Consider the following 19,331-nt stretch of genomic DNA (forward strand, 5'->3'; position numbering starts at 1 on the left):
CTGTCTATCCCCTTTTCTTTTCCAAGACATCAACTACAATTCGTTCAAGATTGGCTTCAAGCGGCAAAATTTCTTTTAAATGAACACCTTCGTTAAAAAGCAGATCTTCTATTTTGTATATGTCGTTTTGACTTACTATCAAATAATTTTCATTTTCTGTAAACGTGATCTGGTAAGCAGCAAAAATCTTTTTTGCAAGTTTATTATTTTCAGTAGTCAAATGGTATTTTTGGTGACTAATTTTTTCAAATTCTGCAACTTCTTTATTCAAAATAATTTGCCCCCCAGAGATTAAGACAACTCTCGTCATTACTTTTTGTAATTCACTTAAAATGTGACTTGAAATTAAAAAAGCTGTTCCTTGGTCAGAATACCTTTTGATTAGTTTTCTTACTCTAATAGTTGATTCAATATCCAGTCCGTTCATTGGTTCATCAAGAATTACAATTTGGGGCTGATTTAATAAGGCGATTGCTATGCCTAATTTTTGCTTCATACCAAGAGAATACCCTTTAGCCTTATTATTAATATATGAATCCATTTGTAATTCGGAAATTAAGTTTGCCATATCTTTTTGATCATGAGCATAAAGGGTCAAATTCTGCATTCCAGTAAGAAATGGGTAAATAGCAGGGTGTTCAATTAACGCACCTGCCTTATCTAAAGCCTGATGATCATTTTCAGAAACTTCTCGCCCATTAACTACAACTTTTCCTTTGAATTTCATTAAACCCAGGATAGTTTTCATAATGGTGGTTTTCCCAGCCCCATTAGGACCTATCAAACCGATTATTTCACCTGGTTTAACTTCAAAAGTAGCATTTTTGACTAGCACAGTTTTGCCAACAAATGTACTAACATTATCCAGTTGTAGTGCATTAATATTTTTCACTCTTAATCATCCTTACTAAAAATTATTATACTAGTGAGCTACATAAGTAATACACTAGTATAATAAAATAAATTTTATTTTTTTGCAAATTTATTTTTAATCAAAAGTCTTAGAATAATTTAAATGTTCCACATCTTAGCTGTTAGTATTACAAAAAATAAAAAAGGCACCTAAAACCATTTTTGATAATGATTTTAGGTGCTCGTTAGCATATTTTTAATAACTGTGCATAATTTTGCTAACCTTTTACAAGCTTAAATTCCTTTATCAGAACAAGCTTTTAACTTTTAATCTTTTTATAAACAGCCTTAAAAAGAGCCGTTTTTGTTTCACTACTTATTAGCGGCAGCATTCATTTGTACCATTTTTATCATGACATCTACAGCTTTTGCCATGGATTCCAGAACGGTATATTCAAACCTGCCATGCATGTTTTCTTGACCAGAGAAAAGATCCGGACAAGGTAAACCTCTATATGTCAGAAGTGAACCATCTGTCCCTCCCCTTACGGGGTCTTCATTGATGGTTAAACCTTCAGCTTGATATGCTTTTCTCGCTAAATTAACAATTTCCATGTGATCTTTAAGAATATCAGCCATATTGTAATATTGATCTCTCATGTTAAGCTTAATTCTTTCTGTGCCGAAATCCTTATTCATTTGATTGACAATAGCTCTCACTTTATTTTTACGATCTTCAAGACCATCTCTTTCAAAGTCACGCACGATGTATTCCATTTGTGCGTTGTCTACTGTACCAGTAAAGTTGGTCAGATGATAAAAGCCTTCTCTTCCAGCCGTCTTTTCAGGAACTTCGTTTTGCGGAAGTTGATTTTGGAAGTTAATGCCAACTTGGATAGCATTAATCATTTGATCTTTTGCAACAGATGGGTGCACATTTACTCCTTGAATATCAAGCGTGAAAGTAGCAGCAGAAAAAGTGCCCCAATCTAACTTTCCAGGAGCTCCGCCATCAACCGTGAAAGCAAAATCTGCACCAAATTCATCAATATCAAAATATTGGGCCCCCATGCCAATTTCTTCGTCCGGAGTAAAACCAAGGCGAATCTTACCATGTTTAATTTCAGGGTGGTTTAACAGATATTCTGCTAATGTAACTAATTCCGCTACCCCGCATTTATCATCCCCACCTAATAAGGTGTCACCTGAAGCCGTAATAATAGTTTGGCCAGCATATTTTCTTAAGTTCGGAAATTCTGCAGGATCTAAATAGAATTCGGAATCTCCAAGGCGAATTTTTGATTTGCCATCATAATTTTCATGAACTTGCGGTTTGACATTTTCCGCATTAAAGTCTGCGGTATCGCAGTGCGCTAGAAGTCCCATTACAGGTACATCATAATCTACATTAGCTGGAATTTCGGCAATAACACACCCTGATTTTTGATTATAATGCACATCTTTGAGGCCAAGCTCTTCGAGATCAGGTAAAATAACATGTTTTTGAAAATCTTCTTGACGCTTAGTTGAAGGAAACCTGTCTGAATGCTCATCAGAGCGTGAATTAACTTTTACATATTTTAAAAATCTTGGTAATAAATTTGGATACTCCATCTTATCTCCTTAATTAAAATAAATCTTGAAATGGGTTAGTTGATACTTCAGATTGGGTAATTTCGACATTCCAAGAATGTTTTTTATTCCATTCAAGCAACTTTTGATAAATTTTTTCTTTAAAAATCTTTTCAGTGTAGTGACCCGGATCAACTACCGTCAGACCGGCAGAAATCATATCGTGGCCCGTATGGTAATAAACATCTCCTGTAATAAAAGCATCAATATTCTCTTCTACTGCTTGATGCCAATATTTGCCGCCATCACCGCAGATAAAACAAACTGAAGAAATAGTCTGCTGATTATCAGCAGTAATTAATCTTACCATTTTTACCTGCATCTTGTCTTTGACGTAATAAGCAAATTCTTCAGCAGATAGTGGTTGAAGCAATCTCCCCTTGCGTCCTATGGCAATTCCATCATCGTCTGGACAAAACGGTTCAACATCTTTCAAACCTAACTCTTCAGCTTGCCAATCACTTGAGCCATCTTCAGCCTTGTCTGAATTGGTATGAATAGAATAGACCGTAATGCCATGAGCAATTATTTTACCGTACATAGCATATTGGGGATTGGCAAAATCCAAGTTTGCAGCGGGGCGAAACATCAAGGGATGATGACTGATAATCAAGTCAACACCATTTTGCACTGCCTCGTCCACCACTTGTGGTCTGACATCTAAGGTGGTCATTATTTTAGTGACATTTTGCTCAAGTGAGCCTATTTGGATGCCAATTGGATCACCTTGGCTAGCTATTTCTTCTGGAAAGTGTTGCCTTAAAACGGCAACTATATCCTCTACTTTAGTCATTTATTTCTTCCTCAATCATTTTTATTTCATACTCAATTTGCTTAATATGTGCACCATCTTTTTCCTGGGCCTTATTTAAATTAGTTAGCAACCTTTGATGGTAAGCTAATTGATCGCGCCATTTTTGATAAAAAACTTGATTTTTTTCTTTTAGAATTTCAGGTCCAAAAAATATTTGCCGGTCAGTTAAACTGATAGTATTTTCCAGCTCTTGTGCCTTAATCAGTTCATATATATGCCCGGCTTCAGCGATAATTTTTTCATTATTAATTTGATATTTATGTGCCGAAAGCCATTCACGCACACCCGGCTCCCCCACATTAGGCTCCAAAATTAATGTAGCAAAATGAAAATTTCTTGACCAAGCTTCGTTTAAAATATTGGTCATTAACTTGCCACCCATACCGGCAATTACCACTGTATCAATTCTGTCTTTGGCGCTAATTGTTTCAAGTCCAGATCCTAAACGAGTTTCAATTTTGTTTTTTAAGCCAGCAGCAATGATGTCTTTTTCAGCATTTTCTAAAGGCCCAGCTGCTACATCACTGGCAATAGCATAATCCACTTTACCCTCTTTTACTAATTGGATCGGTAAATAAGCGTGATCTGTTCCAATGTCTGCTACACGGGCTCCTTGATCAACCATTTGTGCTAAAGTACTTAATCGTAAATTCATCCTCATCCTACTTTCTTTATAATAGAATTTTAGCATAATGCTTTTTATAAGATAAAAATAAAATAATAAATTTAGCTACTCTTATTATTAGTTTCTAAAGCAATCTGGCGGTTAAACATGCTTACCTCGTCTTTAGCTATGTGATGAGCAACTTCAATCACTGTTCCGGGAAATTCTTTTAAGAAAGCGGCGTGGATTTTTTGAGACAATTTTGTGTCCAATGAGGAAGTAGCTTCGTCTGCTAACAAAATTTGTCTTTGCTTAAGCAACGCGCGGGCAATTTCTATGCGCTGATTTTGCCCTCCTGACAAATTTTTACCTCCAAGACCAACTTGATACTGATACCCTTTTTTTCTGACCAGTTCTTCTAGGCCAGCTTTAGAAACCGCCTTATTCAGTTCTTGTTGGGTAACCTTTTGCCCTAAAGTAATATTGTATTCAATCGTATCATTTAATATAAACGGTTGTTGATTGATTAAAGCAAAGAGTTCATGGTCTTTATTCCAATTGCCATTAGCTTTTTCTCCATTTATTAGATAGGTGCCTGAATCCAGCTTATATTTTCCTAGCAAGACTTTGAGCAAGGTTGATTTTCCCCAACCCGAAGGAGCTTGTAATAAAATTTTTTCACCCTGTTTGATTACCAAATTTACTTTTTTAAAAATAGTTTGGTTATCAAAATGGATTGTGGCATTAGTTAAACTCAAATTATTGAAAACTGGAATTGAACTATTATCGCTTGTTTGTTTTGGTTTTTTATACTTTTGTATTTTTATAAATTTAGTCCAAATGGGAGTAGTTGTTTTAATATCATTAACGCACATAAAAATATTAACTATCGGATTCACAAAATTATTCGATAGCTGCACAATCATCATAAAAGTACTCAAGGTAATATTTCCTATAGTTATCAAATAAACTCCAACACTAAATGGAATAATCATGCCAAAACAATATGCGGCAAAAGAGGTTAATTCGTTTGCAATGCCCTTAGCTAAATTCGTTGATTGTAAGGCGTCCTCCATTTCGCGAGCTCTTTTTATTAAGCGCTGAGCAATAGAATTCTCTGAATTATATAAAGAAAAAATGGTTGAGCCGTTAATTGTTTCCGTAACAGTAGTGGTATAATTACTATTTGCTTTTTCCCATTTTTTAGAATTAGCAGAAATTTTTTTACCGGCAAAATTTTGCACTAACGCTGGAACTATTGCTGCAATAAAAAAGATCAGGGAGATAAACCAAGATGCAATCACTGCAGTGATAATAGCAGTCAAAAATTTTAGGATGTAATTAACAATTTTTAATTCGGCTACAACTTTGCTGGCCTCAATTTGTTTAAGGTCGTTAGTCATAAATGACGCATCAAGATTAGCTTGATCATTAATATCAATGATCTGATCGGTTGCTATCTCTTTAATTTTGATGTTAATATCATGGATTAAATTTAAAAAGGAGTATTGAAATAGTATTCCAATTATGCTAAAAAGACTTAATCCGCTAATAGCGAATATAGTTAATCTGGGCAAGTTTCCCGTAGGCTTTTCAGCAAAGGAGATGAATCCTTTTAAAAGATAAGCTAAAAATACTGATTGAAATGAATCAAGAATTGAAATAAATAGAAAAAGAAAAAGTTTCCATTTCTTCGCATATTTGAGAGCCATGTTGTCCTCCTAAAACTTAAAATAGTATTACAAGTATAATGGAACAAATTAATAAAAGCCACAAAATTTCTGGTCTAATTTAAATTTGCTGGCAAAAAAGTGAGAAAAATTTTCTTTTTCTTTCTAAATTGCTATTTTATAATTGATAATAAGATTTAAAAGAAAGAGATTTTTTACTTAATGGATAGAACTGAACCAGTTACTTTAACGAATATGTGTATGATTAAAAAAAACAATAATATCTTAGTATTGGATCGCAATGATCCCTATTGGCCAGGACTTACTTTTCCAGGAGGCCATGTTGAAGATCATGAATCTTTTCATGACTCAGTGGTGCGAGAAGTTAAGGAAGAAACAAATTTAGATATCAAAAACCCGCGCCTATGTGGCATTAAGCAATTTTATGATGAAAATGATCACCGCTATCTTGTTCTTTTTTATATAGCGACTGAATTCACTGGCACAGTCAAAGCCTCAAGAGAAGGCAAATTGACGTGGATGACTAAAGAAGAACTTTTCCAACATAAATTAGCATATAATTTTGACCGCGACTTGTTGGTATACTTTAACGAAGATATTGATGAGCATATCTTGGACGGTAAACGGGATGAATTATTTTAAGAAGTATCGAATGCTTTCTGAACAAGCAATTAAGTGTTGGCATTTAGGACAAATAATAGTCCAAGAAATTCTGATCATTGTGGCATTTGTGCTATTTTTTAAAATCAAACCCCTGACCAAGAGTAGACTAGGAGCAATAATAGTTCTGCCAATTTTGTTCATACTGGTTCTATTGCAACTAACCCTTTTATATGAAAAACATCCTGAAAGAAAATTGGTTTATTTTAATCATTATTTTCAGTCTGTCAATATATTATTATGCTTTTTTGTACTACTCACTTTGGAAGCAGCATTCATCAAAATTTTGAATAATAAGAATGCGATCTTTTTATTAATTCTCCTTACCCTGTATGAACTCATTATGCTTCTTCCAATGGCGGAACTGGCATGGGGCAAAATAAAGAATCCGATTGGCCAGATCATAACTTTATTGTCGTTTGCAAGTTTGATTGTTTCGCTACCTGAAATTTTAACTATGGATAGCCATTCTTGGCTTCAAGTTCTCAACACCACAGGAATCACAGGTAGCATTTGTTTTGTGATTTCATCAATTGTTGTAATGAAAAGCTGGCATTATCAAAATCCGAGTTTGAGAATAAGTCCAAGAGCTAAGTATTCAGTTCTTGCGGTTATATTTATTTTTATTATTACTGACTGCCTAATTAATGCTTTTAATGCTGCAGATAATTTAGGACAATTGCTAACACGCTGGGATTTTCATATAACAACAAAACACGTAACTCAGTATATTTGTCAGGGCATAGAAGCTGGTGTAGCTGAAGAATGGTTAATGCGTTTTTGTGTTTTAAGTATATTACTCAAAATATTTAAAAATTCTAAAAATCAAGTTTTATTGGCAGTATTACTGGATGGTTTGCTTTTCGGTTCAATTCATCTTACTAACGCACTAATGCAACCACTCTCTGCCACAATTTTACAAATGATTAATGCGTTTGCCGCAGGTATTGTTTTTGCTGCAGTTTATTTATATACAGGTTCTTTTTTGGTTAATTTGGGCTATCATGCAGTTTATGATATACTAGCCTTCCTAGCTACTGGCTCAACAGTTATGACAGTACCCCATATCTTTGACTGGGAATATCTCTTTATTACCACTTTGATCTATTTGGCTTTTGCTTTCTTCTTATTATCAGGTAAGCGAAAAAGTGTTATCGAATATAATTTGCAGCAATGGGGACTAGAAAATAATCATGCTGCTAGCGATTTAACTTTTAGATAATAAAAAGACAAGATTTTTTTAAATCTTGTCTTTTGTTTGGCTAACTAATCTAGGAAATCACGTAATTGATTTGACCTACTTGGATGTCTTAATTTCCGTAAAGCTTTAGCTTCAATTTGACGAATACGCTCTCTCGTAACTCCAAACACTTTACCAACTTCCTCAAGTGTTCTAGTTCGACCATCATCAAGTCCAAAACGTAAGCGAAGAACATTTTCTTCTCTGTCTGTTAAAGTGTCAAGCACTTCTTCTAATTGTTCTTTGAGCATTTCGTATGAAGCATGTTGTTCAGGACTAGTTGCATCCTTATCCTTAATAAAGTCACCTAAATGTGAATCATCCTCTTCACCAATAGGAGTTTCCAAAGATACTGGTTCTTGTGCAATTTTTAAAATGTCCCTAACTTTAGAAGTAGGCATGTCCATTTCTGCCCCGATTTCTTCAGGAGTTGGTTCACGTCCTAAGTCCTGCAACAGTTGTCTTTGAATTCTAATCAACTTGTTTATTGTTTCAACCATGTGGACCGGAATTCTGATAGTTCTAGCTTGGTCGGCGATCGCACGGGTGATAGCTTGTCTAATCCACCAAGTTGCATAAGTTGAGAACTTGAAACCTAGGCTGTAATCAAATTTGTCCACGGCCTTCATCAGACCCATATTTCCTTCTTGAATCAAATCAAGAAACGACATACCACGACCTACATAACGCTTAGCGATAGAAACCACTAAACGTAAGTTGGCCTCAGCCAATTCTTGTTTAGCCTCTTCATCGCCCTTTTCAATTCTTTTAGCCAAAGAAATTTCCTGATCAGCATTTAGTAAGGGGACGCGGCCGATTTCTTTCAGATACATTCTGACTGGATCATTCATTCTGACACTTGAAGGTGCCGACATATCTTTTAATTCAGCCTTTTCAACATCTTTTTGCTTTTTTAAAGCTAATCTCGAAGGATTACCCTTCTCGTCAACAATGCTAATGCCATTATCTTCAAATTCCTGAACTAATTGGTCAACTGCTTTTCCCTGTAGTTTATAGGGCTTAATCAATTGAGCAACGAATTCTTTTTCAGTAATAGATTTATCTTTTTTAACATCTTTAACTACCTTTTTGACCATTTTGTCTAAAGATAATTTTTCGGTGTTAGCGGTTTTTCCATTTTCTACCACAATAAGCCCCCCTTTAACCCTGGATTCTTTTTAACTGCAAAATTTTACGAGTAATACTTAATATTTCATCCGTATCAGTTTTACGTTTAGCATCTTGTAAATCATTCATTAGTTGCTGCAATTTAAAATCAATTTTTCGCCTGTTTAAAGCATTAATTTGCTCATCGATTTCGCGGTCTGAAAAATCCTGGGGCATGTCTGTCATTTCAGCATTAACTATTATACCTTGAAGTTCACTAGGAATAAAATCTAAAAAACTATTAACTCCCGGATTTTCTTGATTTTCACTAAAATTTAACCATAATTCCGCTAATTTTTGATATTTAGAGTCTGGAAATAAAAATTGATGTGATAATAAATATTCCCGAGCATGTCTTGAATGAATAAATAAATATAATAACCGAGTTTGAATAGGATCGTTTTTACTATAATTCTGCTCAGGTTCAACAAAAGAACCGGAATAGTTGCTATTTGATTCTTCAGGTTGCGCACTATAATTGGCTTGGTGCCTTCTAGCCGCATTTTGCTGTCTGCGATATTTGGTAAAATTAACTTTGAGTGAATCCTTAGAAACACCTTGTTGTTGCGAAATCTTATCCAAATATAGATCTTGCTCTACTGGATTAGACAATTGAGCAATCTCTTTCACTGCTTCGTCGAGATAAGCCAATTTTTCGCGGTCATTTGCTAAATTATATTTTTGAGCCAACCTTTTAAGAAAAAAGTCTGTAGGAGTTAAAGCACCTTTAACTTCTTCCTGATATTTTTCCCAACCATATTTCTTTACATATTCATCAGGATCCAGCTTTTCCGGCAGAACTACTATCCCTAAATTAAAGCCCCCAATATTATTAAACATTCTGGCTGCACGTTCTTCAGCGTGTATTCCTGGGTCGTCTCCGTCATAATTAATGATGATGTTTTTAGTGATCCTGCGTAACATATATATTTGTTGATCAGTCAAGCTGGTTCCCATAGAAGCTATACCAGATTTAATTCCTGCTTTATAGGCCGCAATTACATCCATGTATCCTTCATACAAAATTAAATGTTTTTCACTGCGGACTGCTTTTTTTGCTTCCGCAAAATGAAAAAGAGTTTTAGATTTAGTAAAAATTTTGGTTTCAGGACTATTAATGTATTTAGCTTCTGTTTTATTTGGCGAAAGCCTTCTACCAGAAAATCCAACCACATAGTCGCCTTCATCAGTGAGAGGAAACATCAGCCGATCTCTAAAGCGATCAAATAATTCACCGGTCTGAGATTGCACAAATAAGCCACTCTCAACCAAATCTTCATCTTTAAATTTCTGGTCTCTTAAATAAGTCAAAAGCAAATTGTTTTGTTTAGGAGCATAACCAATACGAAAATGAGCAATTATTTCATCGTTAAGACCACGCTGTTTGGCATAATTATATCCTGGTCTACCAGCATTTGTTGAAACTAATACTTTATGATAAAAATCGGCAGCCTCCTCATTAATTTTTATTAAAATATTGGAAAACTTTGGTTTTTGGTTATTATATTGCCCGATATCAATATGACCAAAATCAGCAACTTTTTGAACACTTTCAGGAAATGTAAGATTTTCTTTATACATTAGAAAAGAAAACACATTACCACCTTTGCCACAGCCAAAGCATTTAAAAAATTGTTTCCCTTCATTAACAGTAAAAGAAGGAGTTTTTTCTTCATGGAATGGACAAAGACCAACATAATCTTTGCCTTTCTTTTCTAGAGAAACATACTGGCTTATGACATTTACAATATTGACATTATTACGAACTTTAGCAATAGTTTCTTCAGGTATAAGACCGGCCATCTTTGCACCTACTTTTTATTTAATGACTAATTTGCTTAAATCACCCAATCGCTTTGAAAGTTGTGCCACATCACTTAGCTGTGCCAAACGATTATTTTTAACAGCTTCATCTTTAGCCATAATCATATTAGTTTCGAAGTAAAGATCAATTACTGGCTGTAATTTCACAAATCCGTCATAAAGATCTGCTAACTTATCAATTTTACTTAAATCGTTAACGCCCTCGGCAAGTTGGGTTTCGGTATCGTTATCAAATAAGTCCTTGTTAACAATATTCTTACCTTTATATTTTGCCTTTTTCAAAATATTATTAATTCTAATTAAACTTTCTACTACTGGTTTGAATTTATCATCATCATGATGTAATTGCAAAACTTTTGCTGCAGCTAAAATTTGTATTGGATCCTGCTGACTTGAAGCTAAAACTGCATCAATTATGTCATATTTATAATTATTTTTCTGTAAGTACTGTTTAATACGATCACGAATAAATAAAGAAATCTCTTCTTCCTGCTCAGCTTTTTTAGGCAGCTTAGCCGAAGTTTGATTTTCAAGAGCCGACACAATCTCTGGTAAGACATCATTAAAAGGTAATGACCAACTCTGGTTTATTAAAATGCGAACAATACCATAAGCATAGCGGCGAAGAGCGTAGGGATCATTGGATGAACTAGGGATCATACCCACTGCAAAGAAAGTAATTATAGTATCTAATTTATCTGCTATAGATAACAAGGAGCCAACAGTTGTTTTGGGCAAATTTCCTTCAGAAGTGGTTGGCATATAATGCTCTGCAATTGCTGCGGCAACATCATCCTTTTCACCAGCCAATTTGGCATAATGCTTGCCCATGACACCTTGCAATTCAGCAAATTCTCCTACCATTTGAGTTACCAAATCAAACTTATATATTTGGCTAGCACGATCGAAATCACTGACAACTTGCTTATCTAGGTGCCATCTTTTTGCTAAGAAATCACCAATGATATTGACACGCTTCATCTTCTCAGACATTGAGCCAATTTTGTCATGAAACGAAACATTGTCCAATTTTTGTACAAAGTGACTTAAAGGATATTTTCTGTCTTCATCATAGAAGAATTGCGCATCATCAAGTCGTGCTACCAAGACCTTTTCATTTCCTGAAACCACATTTTCTAAGTAATCTTTATTACCATTGCGCACAGCAATAAAATGATTAATTAATTCTCCATTTTGATCATAGACTTCAAAGTAACGCTGATTATCCTTCATCGAAGTGATAAGAACTTCTTTGGGCATCTGCAAATACTTTTTAGCAAAAGAACCTGCAAAAACAGTAGGATATTCAACTAAATTTGTTACCTCTTCAAGTAAACTTTCATCAGGTTTAATTTGCCAATTATTTTTCTTAACCAATTTATTCATTTGGTCAATGATCATTTTCCGACGTTTATTTGCGTCAACAATCACAAACTGATCTTTTAACGCATCTTCATAATCGGAACTATTGGCTAAAACTACGCTATCTCCCAGAAAACGATGCCCTGCCGTCTTTCTACCAGCTGTAATGTCAAGAATTTTTACGGGTATTACATCACTGCCATATAGTGAAACAAGCCAGTGAATAGGACGGACAAATTCGAAATCGTGAGAATCCCACCGCATTTTTGTGGGAAAAGTCATAGACTTAATGATTTCACTCATTCCCAACAGGATATCACTTGTTTTTTTACCCTCTTTTTTTACATGCACGTAAGCGTATTCCGTACCTTTTAATTTGTCAAAATAAATATCGTCAGTGGTCATTCCTTGGCCACGGGCAAATCCCTGTGCGGCTTTGGTCCAATTCTTATCTTGATCAAGAGCAATTTTCTTTGCCGGTCCCTTTTTTATTTCATCAATATCTTCTTGTTTTTCCGCCAAAGCTTCAACTAAGACAGTTAGTCTCCGAGGTGTTGAGAAAGTTTTAGTACATTTAAAGTTAAGACCTTTTTCTTTAAGAAACTTTTCTGTTCTCTGCGCAAGCTGTTTAACACTCCGTTCAACAACATGAGCCGGCATTTCCTCAGTACCAATTTCAAATAAATAATCTTTAGCCATTTTCAAGTCCTGCTTTCTTATCTTCTGCTTTTTTCAATAATGGAAAGCCTCTTTTTTCACGTTCTTCTACAAAACATACCGCTACTTCATGAGCTAAATTTCTAATTCGAGCTAAATAACCCGCTCTTTCAGTAACTGAAACAGCTCCCCTGGCATCAAGCAAGTTAAAAGTGTGTGAACATTTTAAAATATAATCGTATGCCGGTTGAACTAAATTTAAGCCGATTAATTCTTTAGCTGTTTTTTCATAGACATCAAAAAACTGTAAAAGATCTTCCTGGTTTGATTCTTCAAAAGCATACTTGGAGTTCTCATATTCAGCTTCTTTAAAAATATCACGGTACAAAACGCCATTGCCCCACTCTAGGTCAAAAACAGAGTTGACATTCTGTATATATGAAGCTAATCGTTCCACACCGTAGGTAATTTCACTCATTGTGGGTTTAACATCAAGTTCACCAACGGTTTGAAAATAAGTAAACTGACTTACTTCCATTCCATCAAGCCAAACTTCCCAACCAACACCGGCACAGCCCATTGAAGGGTTTTCCCAGTTGTCTTCTACAAACCTAATGTCATGCTCAAGTGTATTGATACCTAGTTCTTTTAAGCTGTCTAAGTAGTATTGTTGAATATTTTCCGGTGCAGGTTTTATCACCACTTGGAATTGATGATGTTGAAACAATCTGTTAGGGTTATCACCATACCTACCGTCAGCCGGACGTCTTGATGGCTCGACATAACATGCAGCCCATGGTTCTGGTCCCACAGCGCGTAAAAAAGTATAGGGACTCATTGTTCCTGCTCCCTTTTCAACATCGTAAGAGGGCATTACCATGCAGCCCTTTGAAGACCAAAATTTTTCTAATTTAAAAACCATATCTTGAATAGTTAATTTTTTCTTTGCCATTTATATTTCCTTCCTGCATCAGACCATAAAAAAAGCCTATGCAAAACATGCATAGGGACGAGATTTAATCGCGGTTCCACCCTAATTCAGGAAATAATTCCTGCTCTTAATTAAATTGACTAGAGGTGCCTTTTCCCAGATGCTCTCCCACTGTTTTGCACTCGCTTAACAGGTACTTTTTTTATCCTCATTATCGCCAAAATACATTATTATTTTACCATAAAATTCAGTGAAGCAGAAGACTCACTCGTTTAATTTAAGTTCATCTAAAAACTTTTTAGTTTTGAGGTTAAGATCAATTGTTTCCTGATATATGCGGTCAATAGCCTTACGGGTCGCCGTTTTGGTAGCAGTATTTATTTTGATGTCGCCTAAGCGTTCAAAAGGAAGTAAAAAGATCGTTCTTAAAACAGCAGTTTCCTTTGGTTTTAAATGTAATCGGCCAGGATCTGTATCAAAATGTTGACTACATAAAATGCCACCACTTTTAATGGAATAATCAAATTCGCCTTGTTCTTTACCACAAATAACGCAATGACGCATTTCTGGCTCAACACCATAAGCTTGCAATAATTGCATTTGCACAATTTGGGTAATCATTTCAGGATCAGTTCCAGCGTTAATTTTTTGTAACGCAAAATTTGCCAGATTATAGTATTTACCCAGATTTTGATATTCAATAAAAGCATGATCTATCAAATCAAGGATAAAAGAAGCATATGCATTTTTAGTTAAATCACTAAACAGGCCATCAAATTGACTGACGTTTTTATAAGTTCTGAGCGTACTTAGACCGTGACCGGTAAAATATATGACATAAGTGCCATAGGAAAAATTAAGTAAAGATGCACCTAGTTTTGATTTTGGCTTAAGTGCTCCATGAGCAAGTAGAGTAACTATTCCATTATTCTTGGTCATTATTTTTGCCAATAAATCTGCCTCACGGTATTTTTGCCTTTTAAAAATAATTCCCTGCACTTCTTTTAATTGTCGTGCCATTTTAGCTAAAATCCTTGGGATTATAGCCTATTTGCTTTAAAAAGCGTGGATCAGAACGCCAATTATGTTGAACTTTAACCCAGAGATGCAAATTGACTTTTTCACCTAACAAATCTTCAATTTGATGTCGGGAATTAATGCCAATCTGCTTCAGCATCTTTCCGCCTTTGCCAATAATAATTCCTTTTTGACCATTCTTTTCAACATAGATGGTAGCTTCAATTTGCAGTTTATTATTTTCATGCTTATTCATTTGTTCGACCCAAACAGCAGCAGCATGAGGAACTTCTTCAGCAGTCAGGTTTAAAATTTGTTCACGAATTAATTCTGCTACCATGAAATATTCAGGGCGATCAGTTATTTGATCTGTTCCATAATATTTAGGTCCTACAGGTAAATATTGATGCAACACCTGAATCAGATCACTAATCCCTATTCCCTGCGTTGCAGAAACTGGCAAAAATTCCTTAAAAATGTCCAGTTGACGGTATTGATCAATAATTGGCAACAGTGCGTTGGGATTAACCTGATCTACTTTATTAATAAGAAGCAAAACTGGAGCCTTCGCTTTTTTCAACAAATCAGTAATATAAGCATCACCTTTGCCCATTTTTTCTGGTTCAACCATAAATAAAATGAGATCGACATCGTTTAAGCTAGACAAGCTGGCTTTATCCATATAATTATCTAAATCAAGGTGGGGCTTAAATATACCGGGAGTGTCAACAAAAACCGCCTGCATATCATCAGTGGTTAAAATGCCAGAAATCTTGTTACGCGTAGTCTGAGGTTTACTTGAGGTAATAGCAACTTTTTGACCTACTAAATAATTCATTAGGGTAGATTTACCAACATTAGGTCTTCCTAATAAAGCAACAAAACCAGATTTATTTTTTATATCATCAGTCATTATTTTCCTCTGCCTTCATCAAGTTGGTCCGGATATAGTGGCAACCCATATTCTTCTAAAACTTTACCCTGAATTTTAAACATTACTTTTGCTTCATTTGGTTTAATATGATCATACCCATTAAGATGCAGAAAGCCGTGAACCAAGGTATAACCAAATTCGCGGTCCCAACCTGTACCATAATCCTTACTATGACGCATAATTACACTCGGACACATAAACAGATCGCCTATATCCTCACTGAATTCTGGATCGTCTTCAAATGTACTGTAATCCAACAGGTCTTCACCATCTTCAATGGCAAACGAAATAACATCAGTCGGTCTGTCTTTGTCACGATATTGCTTATTAATTTCATTGCTTTTCTCTTCATCAACGAAATTAATACTCATTTCCAAGTTATTCTTTTTAGCAATATCATTTTTAGCAAGCAAAAGAAGATCATTAATCCATTTCTTCCAATCACGCGTTTTATTATCAAGAAAACCAACTTCATCATTGAAAGTAATATCAATTGGGTTCATTAATTTTATTTATCTTCCTTTTCATATGCATTAATAATCTTGGCAACAACCGGATGACGAACAACATCGTTAGCTGAAAACCAAATAAATTTTATTTCAGCAATATTTTTTAAAATTCTCTGGGCATCAATTAATCCACTACGTTGTTTTCCAGGAAGATCAACTTGAGTCATATCACCATTAACAATCATTTTTGAATTGAAACCCAGTCTTGTTAAAAACATTTTCATTTGAGCATCAGTGGTATTTTGAGCTTCATCTAAAATCACAAAAGCATCGTCCAAAGTGCGTCCGCGCATATAAGCTAAAGGAGCTACTTCAATAACTCCCCGTTCCATTAAATGATCAGTAGTATTTGTTCCTAATATAGCATAAAGAGAGTCATAGATTGGCCTTAAGTAAGGATCAACTTTTTCTTTTAAATCACCAGGTAAAAAGCCTAATGACTCTCCTGCTTCAACAGCAGGCCTAGTTAATACAATTCTAGAAACTTCTCCTCTTTTAAAAGCAGCAATTGCACATACCACCGCTATAAATGTCTTACCAGTACCGGCAGGACCAATACCAAATACAACATCATTTTTTTCAATTGCTTCTACATACTTTTTCTGCCCCATATTTTTAACTCTAATCGGTTTGCCTTTAGCATCCCGAATTAAAATCTTTTTGTATAAGTCAGGAAAATATTCCGTAGTACCTTTATCGGCCATTTTCATGGCACTCACAACATCAGCGGGACCAATGTTGATATTGGCATTAACTACATTATCCAAAGCTTGCAGAACAGCTGATACTTTCTTGATATTTTTATCTTCACCCTGAATGGCAATGCTATTACCAGTGTCAATTACACTAGTATTATAGCCAGTTGATAACAGATTCAAGTTACTATCATTAACTCCAACTAGTTTTTGGATATTTTCAGGATTTTTAGGAATAAAATTGGTTTGGGCCAAATAACTCTGCTCCTTTTCTTGCGTTTAACTTAACTGCTTACGCACCGCATTAGAAGCTGCTTTACCATCAGCTTTACCTTTTATTTTGGGCATCAAAGCTTTCATCACTTTGCCAAAATCGGACTTGCCCTTAGCTTCAGTTTCAGAAATTGCTTGGGAAACAGCCTGGTTGAGCTCTTCATCTGTCATTTGCTTGGGCAGATAATTTTCAACAATAGCTAATTCCTGTTTGGTTTCTCCTACTAAGTCGTCTCTATTAGCCTTAGTAAATTCTGCAATTGATTCTTCACGCTGCTTCTTTTCTCTGCTGAGAACTGTCAGTTCTTCATCAGCGGTTAAATCATGACCAGCTTTAATCTTTTCATTCATCAAAGCTGCTTTTATCATACGCACTGTGTTTAATTTTACTTTATCACGTGCTTTCATTGCGTCTTTCATATCTGACATTATTTGCTCAGACAAACTCAAATAAATTCCCTCTTTCTGTGTAAAGTCTAGGTAAATTATATCAAATTTGAAGCTTAGTTTAAATTAAATAATGCCTTAAACTTTTGATATTTGTAATGAAAAAAACGACTTCTATCTTTTGATAAAAGTCGTTTATAATTAATAATGTCTACGTTTACGAGCTGCTTCAGACTTGAGTTTCCTACGAACGCTAGGTTTTTCATAGAACTCGCGCTTACGGTATTCTTGTAGAGTACCGCTTCTAGAAACGGAACGTTTAAAACGACGAAGAGCATCATCAATAGACTCGTTTTCGTGAACGACTGTCTTGGCCATATGTGATCCCTCCTTCCATTTCTTGACGTTACCGTCATACATTTAACTAAATTATATCAAACATCAACAATCGGTCAATACAAACGTTCAATATTTTTTAGAAAAAAGTTAACCTGTTAATGACTTTTGTTAAATTGTATAATAAATTAAAAAAGGAGTAAATGATGGCTGAAGAGACACTAAAAAAAGAAGTTAACATTATAATTATTTCAGATTCTGCCGGAGATACAGCGTTTAATAATGCTGTAGCTGCCGCAGCACAATTTCCTGACGCACAAATCACTTACAGAAGATATCCTTTCATAATCAATAAGGAAAAATTAGAGGAGACTTTTGAAGAGATAATACAATACCCTAATTTGTTACTTATATACAGCTTGGTAAAAGATGAAATGCAAATACCAGTTATTCGTTTCGTCAGAGAACATCACATACAAAGTGTAGATATCTTATCACCTGCAATTGAGTCTATCCAAAAATTGACTGGTCTTAAACCTGAGCAAAAAATTGGTGCACAACACAAAATGAACCAAAAATACTTCGATCGGATTTCTGCAATGGAGTTTGCTGTAATGTACGATGATGGGAAGGATCCTAAAGGGTTTTTGGAAGCAGATGTTGTTCTGCTGGGAGTTTCAAGGACTTCAAAAACGCCTTTATCTTTATTTTTAGCAAACAAAAATTTGAAGGTAGCGAATTTACCGCTGGTGCCTGACACCCATATTCCTAAGGAAATATATCAAATTGATCCTAAAAAGATTATCGGTTTGACTAACGATTTATCCGTTTTAAATGAAATTAGGCGGGAAAGAATGATTTCTTATGGCTTGAGTCCTGATACGTCTTACTCTAATACTGATGCGATTAAAAAGGAATTGGATTCTGCACAAAAGCTTTATGATAAATTAGGCTGTTTTGTAATTAATGTTGCACACCGCTCAATTGAAGAAACAGCAGCTATTATTATGAATCATTTAGGAGTACAAAAGTAATTTCTAGGGACATATTTTAAGCTGAAAAGGGCTTATTTAATAAATCACCAAGTATAAGAATTCATAGGCTGATTAATTGCAGTAAAATGGCTCAAAAAATAAAATAGAAGTAGGTAATAACAGCTTTTAGTTCATAGAAAGGGCCAAATTATGCAAGCAAACAATAAAAAACTAGATACTGCGATTTTCGCTGGTGGGTGCTTCTGGTGCATGGTTAAACCTTTTGATTCACTGCCTGGAATTAAGAAAGTGATTTCTGGATATACAGGAGGTCATGTCCCAAATCCTACTTATGAGCAAGTTTGCACTGGAACTACCGGTCATACAGAGGCAGTGGAAATAACTTTTGATCCTGAAATTATGTCGTATCAGAAATTATTGGACTACTATTGGCAATTAACGGATCCTACAGATGCAAGCGGACAATTTCAGGATCGTGGAGATAACTATCGTCCAGTAATCTTTTATAATTCCCCTGCTCAAAAAGAAGCAGCTGAAAATTCAAAAGAAGCTTTACAAAATAGCGGCAAATTCGATGACCCCATTGTTACTCAAATTGAACCTGCTAAACCGTTTTATCCGGCAGAAGATTACCATCAGGATTTTTACAAAAAAAATCCTTTCCGGTACAATCTTGAAGAGTCTGGTGGCAGAGCAGATTTCATAAAAAAACATTGGCAGAATTAATCAAAGTTTTGACCAAAAGTGCTTT

19 protein-coding genes are annotated in these 19,331 nt (G+C 35.0%); 4 read left to right on the plus strand and 15 right to left on the minus strand.

Features of this window, described 5'->3' with window-relative positions; genetic code table 11:
- Window positions 1–4 precede the first annotated feature (4 nt).
- From Q0R51_RS01650 to Q0R51_RS01670, 5 genes are all read right to left on the minus strand, one after another.
- A complete protein-coding gene (locus tag Q0R51_RS01650; protein ID WP_294756232.1) occupies window positions 5–892 on the minus strand; it encodes an ABC transporter ATP-binding protein in 888 nt (295 codons plus the stop codon).
- 332 nt (window positions 893–1,224) lie between these two features.
- The gene (gene pepT, locus Q0R51_RS01655; protein ID WP_122037608.1) at window positions 1,225–2,466 is read right to left on the minus strand and encodes a peptidase T; all 1,242 of its coding nucleotides are present in this window, start codon (window positions 2,464–2,466) and stop codon (window positions 1,225–1,227) included.
- A gap of 13 nt (window positions 2,467–2,479) precedes the next feature.
- Window positions 2,480–3,277 (minus strand): Nif3-like dinuclear metal center hexameric protein, encoded by a 798-nt coding sequence (locus Q0R51_RS01660; RefSeq protein WP_122037609.1) that lies wholly within the window; start codon window positions 3,275–3,277, stop codon window positions 2,480–2,482.
- Entirely contained in the window at window positions 3,270–3,953 is a 684-nt protein-coding gene (locus Q0R51_RS01665) for a class I SAM-dependent methyltransferase (RefSeq protein ID WP_294756234.1), read from the minus strand. The genes Q0R51_RS01660 and Q0R51_RS01665 overlap by 8 nt, the downstream gene beginning before the upstream one ends.
- A gap of 71 nt (window positions 3,954–4,024) precedes the next feature.
- On the minus strand, window positions 4,025–5,614 hold the full coding sequence (locus tag Q0R51_RS01670) for an ABC transporter ATP-binding protein (RefSeq protein WP_294756235.1): 1,590 nt from the start codon (window positions 5,612–5,614) through the stop codon (window positions 4,025–4,027).
- Between the two features lie 180 nt (window positions 5,615–5,794).
- Between Q0R51_RS01670 and Q0R51_RS01675 the strand changes: the two genes are divergently transcribed.
- Together Q0R51_RS01675 and Q0R51_RS01680 are read left to right on the plus strand one after the other, a co-directional pair.
- Window positions 5,795–6,235, plus strand: coding sequence for an 8-oxo-dGTP diphosphatase (locus tag Q0R51_RS01675; protein ID WP_294756237.1), 441 nt, complete (start codon window positions 5,795–5,797; stop codon window positions 6,233–6,235).
- Window positions 6,222–7,475 carry a CPBP family intramembrane glutamic endopeptidase gene (locus Q0R51_RS01680; protein WP_294756240.1) on the plus strand — a complete coding sequence of 418 codons (1,254 nt, stop codon included), beginning with the start codon at window positions 6,222–6,224 and terminating at the stop codon, window positions 7,473–7,475. Before Q0R51_RS01675 ends, Q0R51_RS01680 begins: the two co-directional genes overlap by 14 nt.
- A 44-nt stretch (window positions 7,476–7,519) precedes the next feature.
- Here Q0R51_RS01680 and rpoD read toward each other — a convergent pair whose 3' ends face one another.
- The 10 genes from rpoD to rpsU form a co-directional block, all read right to left on the minus strand.
- A complete protein-coding gene (gene rpoD, locus Q0R51_RS01685; protein WP_084619548.1) occupies window positions 7,520–8,641 on the minus strand; it encodes an RNA polymerase sigma factor RpoD in 1,122 nt (373 codons plus the stop codon).
- A gap of 13 nt (window positions 8,642–8,654) precedes the next feature.
- Window positions 8,655–10,463, minus strand: coding sequence for a DNA primase (dnaG, locus tag Q0R51_RS01690; RefSeq protein ID WP_294756244.1), 1,809 nt, complete (start codon window positions 10,461–10,463; stop codon window positions 8,655–8,657).
- A gap of 15 nt (window positions 10,464–10,478) precedes the next feature.
- Complete coding sequence (glyS, locus tag Q0R51_RS01695; RefSeq protein WP_294756246.1) at window positions 10,479–12,545, minus strand: glycine--tRNA ligase subunit beta; 2,067 nt, start codon at window positions 12,543–12,545, stop codon at window positions 10,479–10,481.
- Window positions 12,538–13,455 (minus strand): glycine--tRNA ligase subunit alpha, encoded by a 918-nt coding sequence (glyQ, locus tag Q0R51_RS01700; RefSeq protein WP_046324875.1) that lies wholly within the window; start codon window positions 13,453–13,455, stop codon window positions 12,538–12,540. Before glyQ ends, glyS begins: the two co-directional genes overlap by 8 nt.
- Window positions 13,456–13,698: 243 nt before the next feature.
- Entirely contained in the window at window positions 13,699–14,454 is a 756-nt protein-coding gene (gene recO, locus Q0R51_RS01705; RefSeq protein WP_046324876.1) for a DNA repair protein RecO, read from the minus strand.
- Window position 14,455: 1 nt separating this feature from the next.
- Entirely contained in the window at window positions 14,456–15,364 is a 909-nt protein-coding gene (era, locus tag Q0R51_RS01710) for a GTPase Era (RefSeq protein WP_294756255.1), read from the minus strand.
- The gene (gene ybeY / locus Q0R51_RS01715) at window positions 15,364–15,888 is read right to left on the minus strand and encodes an rRNA maturation RNase YbeY (RefSeq protein ID WP_294756257.1); all 525 of its coding nucleotides are present in this window, start codon (window positions 15,886–15,888) and stop codon (window positions 15,364–15,366) included. Before ybeY ends, era begins: the two co-directional genes overlap by 1 nt.
- 5 nt (window positions 15,889–15,893) lie before the next feature.
- Entirely contained in the window at window positions 15,894–16,844 is a 951-nt protein-coding gene (locus Q0R51_RS01720; RefSeq protein WP_110446122.1) for a PhoH family protein, read from the minus strand.
- Between the two features lie 24 nt (window positions 16,845–16,868).
- The gene (locus Q0R51_RS01725; RefSeq protein WP_046324880.1) at window positions 16,869–17,312 is read right to left on the minus strand and encodes a GatB/YqeY domain-containing protein; all 444 of its coding nucleotides are present in this window, start codon (window positions 17,310–17,312) and stop codon (window positions 16,869–16,871) included.
- 138 nt (window positions 17,313–17,450) lie between these two features.
- Entirely contained in the window at window positions 17,451–17,627 is a 177-nt protein-coding gene (rpsU, locus tag Q0R51_RS01730) for a 30S ribosomal protein S21 (protein ID WP_009560161.1), read from the minus strand.
- A gap of 164 nt (window positions 17,628–17,791) precedes the next feature.
- Between rpsU and Q0R51_RS01735 the strand changes: the two genes are divergently transcribed.
- Together Q0R51_RS01735 and msrA are read left to right on the plus strand one after the other, a co-directional pair.
- Window positions 17,792–18,619: a pyruvate, water dikinase regulatory protein gene (locus Q0R51_RS01735; protein WP_046324881.1), complete on the plus strand. Its 828-nt coding sequence runs from the start codon at window positions 17,792–17,794 to the stop codon at window positions 18,617–18,619.
- A 150-nt stretch (window positions 18,620–18,769) separates the two neighbouring features.
- Entirely contained in the window at window positions 18,770–19,306 is a 537-nt protein-coding gene (gene msrA, locus Q0R51_RS01740; protein ID WP_294756258.1) for a peptide-methionine (S)-S-oxide reductase MsrA, read from the plus strand.
- The last annotated feature ends 25 nt before the right edge of the window (window positions 19,307–19,331 follow it).

The organism is uncultured Lactobacillus sp., from assembly GCF_946477725.1.
Lineage (GTDB): Bacteria > Bacillota > Bacilli > Lactobacillales > Lactobacillaceae > Lactobacillus.